At 44.9% G+C, this 10,191-nt stretch carries 10 protein-coding genes and 1 pseudogene; 2 read left to right on the top strand and 9 right to left on the bottom strand.

The genetic code is table 11. The annotated features are described in order from the left end of the window. Positions 1-266: 266 nt before the first annotated feature. From RWJ43_RS04225 to RWJ43_RS04245, 5 genes are all read right to left on the bottom strand, one after another. The gene (locus RWJ43_RS04225; protein ID WP_314008159.1) at positions 267-926 is read right to left on the bottom strand and encodes a Pr6Pr family membrane protein; all 660 of its coding nucleotides are present in this window, start codon (positions 924-926) and stop codon (positions 267-269) included. Between the two features lie 201 nt (positions 927-1,127). Continuing rightward, positions 1,128-1,445 (bottom strand): nitrous oxide-stimulated promoter family protein, encoded by a 318-nt coding sequence (locus tag RWJ43_RS04230; protein ID WP_314008162.1) that lies wholly within the window; start codon positions 1,443-1,445, stop codon positions 1,128-1,130. Next, on the bottom strand, positions 1,445-3,145 hold the full coding sequence (locus RWJ43_RS04235) for an ABC transporter ATP-binding protein (protein ID WP_314008164.1): 1,701 nt from the start codon (positions 3,143-3,145) through the stop codon (positions 1,445-1,447). The genes RWJ43_RS04230 and RWJ43_RS04235 overlap by 1 nt, the downstream gene beginning before the upstream one ends. Continuing rightward, on the bottom strand, positions 3,145-4,881 hold the full coding sequence (locus RWJ43_RS04240) for an ABC transporter ATP-binding protein/permease (protein WP_314008167.1): 1,737 nt from the start codon (positions 4,879-4,881) through the stop codon (positions 3,145-3,147). The genes RWJ43_RS04235 and RWJ43_RS04240 overlap by 1 nt, the downstream gene beginning before the upstream one ends. Before the next feature lie 143 nt (positions 4,882-5,024). Then, positions 5,025-5,573 carry a GNAT family N-acetyltransferase gene (locus RWJ43_RS04245; RefSeq protein WP_314008170.1) on the bottom strand — a complete coding sequence of 183 codons (549 nt, stop codon included), beginning with the start codon at positions 5,571-5,573 and terminating at the stop codon, positions 5,025-5,027. Between the two features lie 117 nt (positions 5,574-5,690). On the opposite strand from RWJ43_RS04245, the gene RWJ43_RS04250 reads away from it, so the two are divergent. Then, the gene (locus RWJ43_RS04250; protein ID WP_314008173.1) at positions 5,691-6,014 is read left to right on the top strand and encodes an HIRAN domain-containing protein; all 324 of its coding nucleotides are present in this window, start codon (positions 5,691-5,693) and stop codon (positions 6,012-6,014) included. Between the two features lie 55 nt (positions 6,015-6,069). Here the strand turns inward: RWJ43_RS04250 and RWJ43_RS04255 are convergent, their stop codons facing one another. The 4 genes from RWJ43_RS04255 to RWJ43_RS04270 all read right to left on the bottom strand — a co-directional run bounded on the left by RWJ43_RS04255 (position 6,070) and on the right by RWJ43_RS04270 (position 9,072). Then, entirely contained in the window at positions 6,070-7,065 is a 996-nt protein-coding gene (locus tag RWJ43_RS04255) for a WYL domain-containing protein (RefSeq protein WP_314008176.1), read from the bottom strand. Positions 7,066-7,198: 133 nt separating this feature from the next. Next, the gene (locus RWJ43_RS04260) at positions 7,199-7,990 is read right to left on the bottom strand and encodes a 5-methyltetrahydropteroyltriglutamate--homocysteine methyltransferase (RefSeq protein WP_314008178.1); all 792 of its coding nucleotides are present in this window, start codon (positions 7,988-7,990) and stop codon (positions 7,199-7,201) included. A gap of 84 nt (positions 7,991-8,074) precedes the next feature. Continuing rightward, the gene (locus RWJ43_RS04265) at positions 8,075-8,326 is read right to left on the bottom strand and encodes a hypothetical protein (RefSeq protein WP_314008181.1); all 252 of its coding nucleotides are present in this window, start codon (positions 8,324-8,326) and stop codon (positions 8,075-8,077) included. Positions 8,327-8,427: 101 nt separating this feature from the next. Beyond that, entirely contained in the window at positions 8,428-9,072 is a 645-nt protein-coding gene (locus RWJ43_RS04270; RefSeq protein ID WP_314008183.1) for an HD domain-containing protein, read from the bottom strand. Positions 9,073-9,607: 535 nt separating this feature from the next. Here RWJ43_RS04270 and RWJ43_RS04275 point away from each other — a divergent pair. Then, positions 9,608-10,191, top strand: a pseudogene (locus tag RWJ43_RS04275) (cell wall-binding protein); the annotation flags it as partial.

The raw sequence follows: 10,191 nt of genomic DNA on the forward strand, positions 1-10,191 counted from the left end.
AACTATCGATAAATTCTGTATCTACGGAACACACCTAAGTCAGATAATCTGCTCAAATGCGGGCATTTTACACACCTGATGAAGATATTCTGCATGATTGAGGTATTTTCAGCGTCATGTATACGTCTTTTTGACAGATTATCTGACTTAGGTGTGTTTTGAACTGCCTCCCATTTCTCGTGTCAAAGAAATGGGAGTCAGTTCACAAGTGCCGAGCGCTGTGCAATCGCTTAAGGTTTTAACCTCGCTTTGACTATGCAGTCCGTTTAGTTTTCAGCCTTCTTGATCTTCTCGCCAAGTTTTTTGTCAATGACGACGTAGAGGTAGCCCAGGGCAACAAAGACAACAATCAGAATCACAATGGTCAAAGCAACTGTTGGGACTCCCAGCTTGTCAAAGTCCATAAATCCGTAAGGCCAGCGAGACTTCTCTTTAATCTGCACGCCAAAGCCCAGTACCAAAACAATAATGTACGCAAAATACGTGAGCGGATACAAAGGCCAGATCAGAGGCTCTTTGAAGCCCATAGTTGGCTTCTCGTCAAAGAGCAGCCAGTCCAAAACGGCGCAGATAGGAATCACATCATGCAGAATAAAATTGTTGAACTTAAAGACGCCGTTAACAAAAACCTCGCCGTGATCAAGCAGGAAGTAAGCTACCAGGCCAGTTACGGTAATACCCAGCATAAGCGTGTGTTTGACCGTTGGCATCCATGGCTTCTGAGCGGTCTCGGGATGCTTGTAAGCCTGGAACAGTGCACCCCAATAATAGGCAACAAGTAGCAGGTTAGAGATGTTGGTGAAGTAATACAAGAAAGAAACGCGGAAGTTCATTCGGAAGACGCCCGCAGAATCACACAGTACAAAGGTGCCAATCACAGCAATAAATAGCTTAAAAATAAATGACGCTTTCTTAGATTTAATCAACGCAGTACCTCCTTCTGTAAAGCGAGAGGTCACTGTAAACCTAACGCGCCGCGACAAAAATACGTAATTCTCAGAGTTAACAGTTATGTTTCAAATGAAAAAGATTCAAAAAAATGCGGTCTTCTCACTTTTGGCGAGAAGACCGTGAAATGGCGAGAAAATCGCAGATGTCAAAGGTGTACAAGGCCAACTAGGACTGCGTTACTGAAGCGCGTGCTTGATTACAAGAATTGGATGGTGTAGGAGCAGTCGAGGTCCTGTGGATTTCATGACCTCTTTAACGCGAGCGCGCATCTCTTTGCTATAGCAATGCGATTTGCATTTTGAGCAAAACGTCTTTGTCTCAATGTGAGGACAGCGGTCCACACGCGTATGCGCATACTTCTCAAGCTCAGCGCACTCGTCGCACAGAGGTCCGTGGGCTTTGGTGCGATGGTACTTCTCGCAATAAAAACGAATCATGAGCGAAATAAGATCTTTTTCTTTTTGACGTTTCTGCGCAATTTCTTCAGGTGTCATCAGCTCACTCGTCCCCCATCAACGGTGTAAACAACATCTGCAATTCCCATGGTAGAAGCCCTATGAGAGACAAGAACCACGGATTTACGCTCAGTTTCTTTATCAAGTGAGCGCAAGATAATAGCCTCGTTTAGGCTGTCTAGGTTACTGGTTGGCTCGTCGAGCAGCATGAGTGGCGCGTCATGCAAGAATGCGCGAGCAAGGCCAATGCGCTGGCGCTCTCCGCCAGAAAGTGAGTCGCCAAGCTCTGCAACAGGCGTGTCGTAGCCCTGGGGCAGCGTGGAAATGTACTCGTGAATTGAAGCCTTCTTGCACGCCTCAACAATCTCTTCATCCGTTGCATCAAGCTTTGCAATGCGCAGGTTATTCTTAATGGAATCGTGATACAGATGCGTATCCTGCGTCATGTAGCTCTCAAGATCACGCAGGTTAGAGGTATTAACCTGCTCCAAAGGGGTTCCAGAAATTTCAATGGCACCAGGTGTTGCTGGCCAGAAACGCATCAAAAGTTTTAGCAGCGTAGACTTGCCTGAGCCGCTCTTTCCCACAATTCCCACGATCTTATCGGTAGGAATATCCACGGAAATGTTGTCTAGAATCTGCTCATCATCGTACGCAAATGAAAGCTTAGAAACGCGCACACCCTCATAGGAGATGTCTTTTTGGTCCACTACATCTTCAACCAGGGGCTGTTCGTCCAAAATATCCAAAACACGGTTGCCTGCAGCAAACGTACTGGTCAGGGTTGTACCAAGTGCTGCCAAAGCCACAACAGGCCCAAACGAACTCATCAATGCAATGGTGACAATGAAAGCTTCATTCATAAAAATCTGCTGGTGATAGGCCAGGTAGAACGAACTAAAGAACATGACTAGCGTTGCGGCAAGAATGACCGTTGAGGTGACCGCATCGTTGACACCAAATGCTTTCTTAACTGCTTGCTGTCTGTCGCTTAACTGATCAGCTAGTTGACTTGTTTCCTTAATCATCTGCTTACCAGTGTTATATTGCAGAATCTCGTCAAGACCACGCAGGTTATCAAGGGTAACTGTAGACAGCTTGCCCGCAAGATCTCTTGCCTCAGCAGAGTCTTGCTCGGAGCGCTTAGACATATTAAGCGGGATAGCTACGCCAACTACCAGGTAAGAAACAAGTGCAATAACACCCAAAATCCAGTTGGCAGTACCTGCAATAAACCACACCATTACAATGCAGAACACAACCGCAATGCAGATAGGCGAGATAGTGTGTGCGTAGAAAACCTCAAGCAACTCAATGTCTGAGGTAATGACACTCATCAGGTTGCCCTTATTTTTGACCTCAAGCTTTGCAGGAGCAAGCTTTCTGAGCGCCGTGAACACACGGTCTCTAATAAGCGCAAGCAGTTTAAACGCAATAAAGTGGTTGCATTCCTGCTCGGCATAGCGCAGCAGACCGCGGACCAGGGCAAACAAAAGCATGCCACCAAAAAGTAGCGCCATAGGAGAAGATGAAGCAAAGCCCATAGCACTGAGCAGCGCATATGCTCCAAAAATGCTGATGAACGTGGCGGCAAGGTTACCCAAAACGCCCATCAAAATTGCAAGTATCATAAAGCCAGCCAGCGGACGAACCAGCCCCACCAGTCTCAGCATAATAGTGAGCGCACTACGGCGAGAAGTACGTGCAGTTGTGGCGCTGTTCTTAACTTCTGTTTTCATTACGCCTCGACTCCTTTCACATAATTCTCAAGTTCTGTCTGGGCCTGCGTCATTCGTTTGTACTCGTCATTTGTTGCAAGCAACTCTTGGTGCGTTCCACTTCCAACAACGCGACCATGCTGCATAACAACAATCTGATCAGCATTTTTAACGTTTACTAAACGGTGAGAAATTACCAGCACCATCTTTGTCTGAGCAAGCTGATGAACCTGCTGCATAATAACGTCTTCACTCTCAACATCAATATTTGAAGTAGCTTCATCAAAGATGTACATCTGGCTATTGTGAAGCAGGGCTCTGGCCAGTGCTAATCTCTGCCGCTGACCACCAGACAAGTTGGAGCCCTTCTCGGCAACTGGCGCGTCAAGTCCACCCAAAGACTTTACGAACTCAGCAAGATTGACCTGTTCAAGGGCGTGCCAGAGCTGTTCTTCAGTTGCCTCTGGATTACCCATGGCAAGGTTAGAGCGAACGCTTCCCATAAAGAGATGTGCTTGATGACCAATATACGTAACGTTTTGAAGCAAATTCTGGTCAGAAATGTCTGACAAACTGGTATTTCCAAACAGAACATCGCCAGAATACGAGCGAAGTTTTCCGGTCAGAAGTGCTGCAATTGTTGATTTTCCGCAGCCTGACTCTCCTACCAGGGCATTCAAAGAGTTAGCGCGCATTTCAAAAGAAACATTCACCAAGACGGGTTTCTCACCGTCGTAGGAGAAAGAAACGTTGCGCAAAGCGACATCACTGGAAGCTGGAACGGTCTTGGTACCCTGCTCTCGAACAGGCATATCAAGCAGGTCAAAGATCTTGTCCGACGCTGCCATACCGTTCATGGCAATGTGGAAATAACTGCCCAAAAGACGCATAGGCAGGAAGAACTCAGCCGAAATCAAAATGACAAAGACGCCTTCCCACATAAAGAGAAGCTGGTCATTTACCTGATGAATTGCAAGAATTGTACCAAGCGCGCTTCCACCAAATGCAACCACATCCATCACGGTGATGGAGTTGAGCTGCATGGTTAGAACCTTCATGGTAATACGTCTAAAGTGCTCGGCTTCCTCGTTCATCTGCTTGTGTTTAAAACCATCAGCCTTGTAAATCTTTGCTGTGGTCAGACCCTGCAGGTTCTCCAAAAACGTATCGCCAAGCTGCGTATACTGGCCCCAATACTTGGACAAAAGCTTCTTTGCAAACTTCTGGATAAGAACGATGGTCATAGGAATGAGCGGCACAAATATCAGCAAAACAATGCCAACTACCGGACTAATAAAAAGCAACGTCAGGAATAGTGTCAGTGGCGCCAAAGCTGCATAGAAGAACTGTGGTAGATACTGCGCAAAATATGTCTCAAGTTGATCGACACCCTCAACTGCCAGCTGAACAATCTCACTGGTCGCATATGAATTTTTATACGAGGGACCAAACTCTAAAAGCTTCTGATAGATTTTCTCGCGAAGGGTCTTTTTAACCCTTTTCGCTGCGTAAAAGCTTGTCTTGTGCTGAGCAAGTTTGCAGAAATACCTAATCACAATAGCAATAAGGCAGAGTGCAATAAACACCAACTGCTCTTCGAGGACAAAATAATCCATGAACAAAGCTTCTATCATTCTTGCCAGAGAGTACATAAATACAATATTGGCAAGCAGCGCAATCCACTGGTAAAGCACGGTCAAGCCAATGTATTTTTTACTCTCCTCAATGAGGGCAATGAGGCGCTTATTAATCATCATATGCAGACTTCTTTCGCTTTTCTTACAAGCAGAATCTTTAATCCACTAACTGTTTCATTTACTTTACATGTAGTTTTGTCGTTGCATATACGAGTTTGCCTTATGCAACATTTAAAAATAACACAAAATAGCGAGAACAACCGCTATTTTTGAATACGTTCCCAGTCCGCTTTTGTGAGCATTGAAATACCAAACTGCTCTTCTTTACCTGTGTACTTATTAAAGTCTGTAATAATGCCCATCTCCGTGAAGCCACACTTACGAGCCACTGAAGCAGACTTTTTATTGCGCTCAAGATATCTAATAATTACCTGGTCAACACCATGCTCTTCAAATGCATATGCGGTAAGAGCTTGAGCACCCTCAGATGCAAACCCTTGCCCCCAATAAGGACGACCAATCCAATAGCCAATTTCTGCCTGATGCAGCTGTTTTGAGGAATCCTTTGGATCAGGAATTTCTTCAAAGTCCAACGACATTGAACCAATTAGATGACCGGTCCTCATGTCTTTTACGGCATAACAGGACTTATCGGACAGCACGTTTGCAAGAACCTGCTTGGAATCTTCTAAAGTTTTGTGAGGTTCCCATCCACAAAGTGGACCAATTTCTGGATCTTTTGCCAATTCATAGAGCTCATTGGCATCAGATGCATGCCATGGAATAAGAAACAATCTCTTAGTTGTAATCATATAAGCTCCCTTTAAATTTTTTACTGCCCTACAGCTTTCTTATACTGTCCAATCTGTTGGACACTCATGCTTTTTAACTTCTCTACTCTATCCTTAACATCTTCTAAGGAGGCTCTTATGTATAGTCCTACAAAACTTGTTGATTCCTTTGTTATTTCCGGTCTTCCCTACTACGACGCTCCGCTTATTTTTGATCAACTTAAACTTGGTTCAGATCTGACCATTGTTCCTGAACGCGATAACCCTTATGACCCAGAGGCTCTTGCTCTGTACTCTAATGACCATAAGCTGGGTTTTGTTCCTAGAGAAAACAACTCTCTCTGGAGTACTCTGCTCTTCTACGGACATCAAAACATTATTACCTGCAAGATTACACAGCTCAGCGATCACCATGGTCATCTTCTCGTTAAAGCAGGTCTTTACGTCATTGATGCTCGCTAATTGGTACTCGTGAACTGTCCGGTTTAGCCCGTCCGTTTTAGCCCGTCTTCGCCGTTTAGCTAGTCCCTTTCTGTGATTGGTAGCTCTGAAGAATCCCGCTCAGATACTCTTGATATTTCTGTCTGGTCTTCTTTGGAGCTACTAACTCTATATCTGTTCCAAAGGTTGCAAGCCAGCCGTAAAATGTTGGAGCTTCCATTACAGAAACATGTACGTCAGCTGTAGTTCCATCAGAACTTGGATTGTTCAAAATAATGTTCTTGCCAAAGCGGTCATACACCGAGCACATTACGCGCTCATTAACACGAAGTGTGACCTCAACAACCTCGCCCGAGTACATGCCAAAGACGCGCTCTTGATACTTGTCTATATCAAACTGCTTGATCTGCTCGTTAACCGTGGCGTCAGCATCAGAAACCTCAAGTCTAAACATGCGGTCCACGCGATAATTGACAAAGTTTTGATGCTTATCGTTCCACACAATAAGATAGTAGAAATCGTCAATATACGTAAGTTGAACAGGCGTTTCTTCTCTTACGGGAAGCTCTTCAATAACCTTATCTTTAAAGCCTTTTTTGCGGTACTTAAACGAGACTTTTTTCTTCTGCAAAAGAGCCGTTTGAATAGCATTAAGAGCATAAAACACAGACTCATTTTGCGACTTAATGCGACCCTCAACATGGATGCGCTTCTTCAGCGTGTCGGAGGTAGACTTTCCACCTAGTTCACCGATAAGACTCACCAGGTTATTTGCTTTACGCTCTGTCAAAAACTTTGACGACTGCACAGCGTCTGCCATTAACATGAGCTCTTCAGCCTGAAACTTCCTGGTTGCCAGACCATACTCAACAGGATGGCGCTGGTAAGACTGGATGTCGTAGCCAAAATTCTGCAGCGATTTGATGTCATCATAGAGTGTTTTACGTTCCACGCTTAGCCCGCGCTCTGCCAGCTTTTCAATAAGCTGAGGCGTGCTCAAACCATGATCGTCATCAGTTTCTTCCTCGAAAATTTTTACGAGGTGCAAGCAGCGGGTCTTCTCGCTTGGCATACTGCCTCCGAAGTCTAGCTCCAATAAAAAACTCCTGTCCATTTTAGTGGACAGGAGTCGAGAAGATCGTATGGTCAGAAACTCTTCGGTAAACGGCATGTAAGTCGCAGACAAGCCGTAAATCAACTGATATTTAACCCCAAACCTCTTCGGCAATTTCTTTTACGAGCGCAATCTTTGCCCACTGCTCATCTTCAGTGAGCTTGTTACCAATCTCGCAGCTTGCAAAGCCGCACTGGGGAGAAAGGCAGAGGTTCTCCAGAGGTACGTACTGAGCTGCCTCATGAATACGCTCAATAACCTTGGCTTTCTCTTCCAGCTGAGCGTGCTTGGTGGTGATCAGACCAAGCACAACTTTTTTACCAGCTGGAACAGAAGCCAGGGGCTCAAAGCCACCGGAGCGATGATCATCAAATTCTAAGAAGAACGCGTTTACGTGCTCTTGAGCAAGAAGAGCATCGGCCACATCGTCATAGCCGCCCTCGCAAGCCCAGGTACTATGGAAGTTGCCACGACAAACGTGCGTGTTAATAGTCAAGTCAGCTGGAGCTGCATCAAGAACGCGGTTATTAATCTCCAAAAGCAGTGCTTTGATCCTCTTAAGACCCTCCTGGTCAGCGCCAAAGAAAAGCTCTGCACGTGGGTCAACCAGCACGCCCCATGAGCAGTCATCAAGCTGAAGATTACGACAGCCTGCAGCATATACCTGCTTAATAAACGCACCGTAGCCAGCAACAATATCTTCAAGAAGGTCCTGATCGTTGGCATAGTACTTGTCAGTCTGCTCGCGGTTCATGGGCATAATGAACTGCTCAATAAACTGTGCAGGTGCAGGAATAGTAAGCTTAGCAACGGTTGTCTCGTCCTCAAACTGCTGGACAAAGCGGAAGTGCTCTATAAAGGGATGCTCTTTGATGAGCTCCACTTTTCCTACGAGGAAGGTGTCGTCAATCTCTGCAGTCTCATCGTGGAAAGGAAGTCCCGTTTTAGTTGGCGCATGACCAATACCTTAAAACGCACACATAAAATCAAGGTGCCAGGTTGAAAGCCTTAACGCACCGTCAGTGATGACTTTAAGGCCTGCCTGTTTCTCCTTTTGGATAAGCTCTGTAATAGCTTTGTCCTCTATTTGCTTGAGCTCATGTGTATCAATCTGACCTTTTTCAAACTGAATACGAGCCTGCTTAAGATTTTCTGGACGGAGAAAGCTGCCAACAACATCAAAGCGATGTGGAGTAGTTTTATCATTTTTGATTGCCATCATAGCCCCTTAGAACTGCTTACGAGAAACCAGTATGACAATCAGCGCTTTACTTGTGAAATACAAATACTTAACTAATTCATATAGCTAAAAACTATATCTTAACGTTTACCGTTCCACTCATCTAAGAACTGTTCAACATACTCACGCATGTACTTCTCGCGAGCTTTTCCTAGCTCCTTACCACTGCGCGTATTCATCATGTCTGCCAGCAAAAAGAGTTTCTCGTAAAAGTGGTTGAGCGATGTTGATGTGTGCGAGTGATACTCTTTGCCGCTCATGTTAAGAGTTGGCAGTTCATCCGGATCGTACATACCGCGACCATGACTTCCGCCATAAGCAAAGGTACGTGCGATGCCAACAGCACCAAGCGCGTCCAGGCGATCTGCGTCTTGAACGCACATACCTTCAAGCGTTGAGGGAACTACCGAATCTGTTCCCGAGAAAGAAACCTCATCGATTGCGGTACAAATTGCCTGGATAATGGCCTCGTCGACAGCATACTGGCGCAGAAAACCAACGGCCCTATCCTTATGCTCATGCGTCTCTGGAGAAAGCTTGATGTCATCTACATCGTGCAAAAGCGCAGCAAGGGCAACAATCTCTTGATTTGCCCCTTCCTCTTGCGCAATTCTTACAGCCATTTTGTACACACGCAATGTGTGGAAGTAGTCGTGGCCACTAAAATCTGTGGAGAAAACCTCTTTTACAAAGTTCAAAGCGTCATCGATAATTTTTGAGTCCATAACTCCCCGCTCAACACATTCAAACGTATCTCTCACGCATTATTTGCGCAGATTGTGCATCCTCTTAACTGTCTATTTCTTAGTGTACAAAGCTTCTCTTGCTAGAAAATTTTGAACTCCAAATTTCATGAAATTGTTAACTATCCAGCTTCCACTATTCAGTTTCCGCATAACTCACATTTGTCTCAAAATTTAATACATTTCTATTGCAATTTTTATCCGTTGCACGTTTATGACAAATGTCGAGAAAATTGTCAAAAATAGAGCAATTTAAATGCCATTTTTCAACGTACCAAATATTTTGATTAAATTATTTATATAACATGAGATGAAGATGTTTTTTGAAATGTGTTCAAACTATAAAAATCGCTGGTTGAGCTAACAATTTTTATCAAAATAATAGATAATTATCTATACGAAAAATGCTCTGAATATGTGTCATTTATCTCTATCGTGCTTATCGTGATGCATCACTTTCAGCGCAAGATTTAATTGCAAATTTTGTTGGGGTATTCACTATTTGTTAGGGGTAGGTATGGAAAGAAAAAACAAGAACTTTGCAAGCAAAGGGGCAAAGACAGCTATGTCTTTGGTACTTGCGCTCTCTTTGGTCCCTTCTTCAGCGTTAGCAGAAATTGCAAGCACTCAAGAGGTGGCTCAGACGCAAGAAGTTGCAGCAACTCAAACAAGTGATGCAACTGCCTCAACTTCGGAGGCAACCGCAGAGACCTCTGCTGAAACCACCGCTAACGCAGAAGCTACTTCCAACCAGCAGACCTCTGAGCAGACTGTTGCTCCTGCAGAAAGATCTTCTCGCCGTGTTACAAGAAGCCTTTCTTACATATCAACTGAGCTCTGGGTAGACGGAACCAACGGTAGCGATACTAACGAGGGCTCCAGCTCCGATCCTGTTAAATCTCTCGAGAAAGCACTGGAGCTGTGGGGAGAAACTTCTTCAATCTACACCATTCATCTCAAAGGCAACCTCAATCTGACCTCTACGGTTACCATTCCTTCTGGTCTTACACTCAAGATTGAATCTGAGGGCGCAACGCTTACTGGCACTGGAAACAGCATTGACGGTCTGGTTCTATCACCTGGCTCAACGCTGACCGGCAC

Origin of the sequence: Lancefieldella parvula, assembly GCF_963530955.1 — a bacterium.
In the GTDB taxonomy this organism is placed as follows: domain Bacteria; phylum Actinomycetota; class Coriobacteriia; order Coriobacteriales; family Atopobiaceae; genus Lancefieldella; species Lancefieldella parvula_A.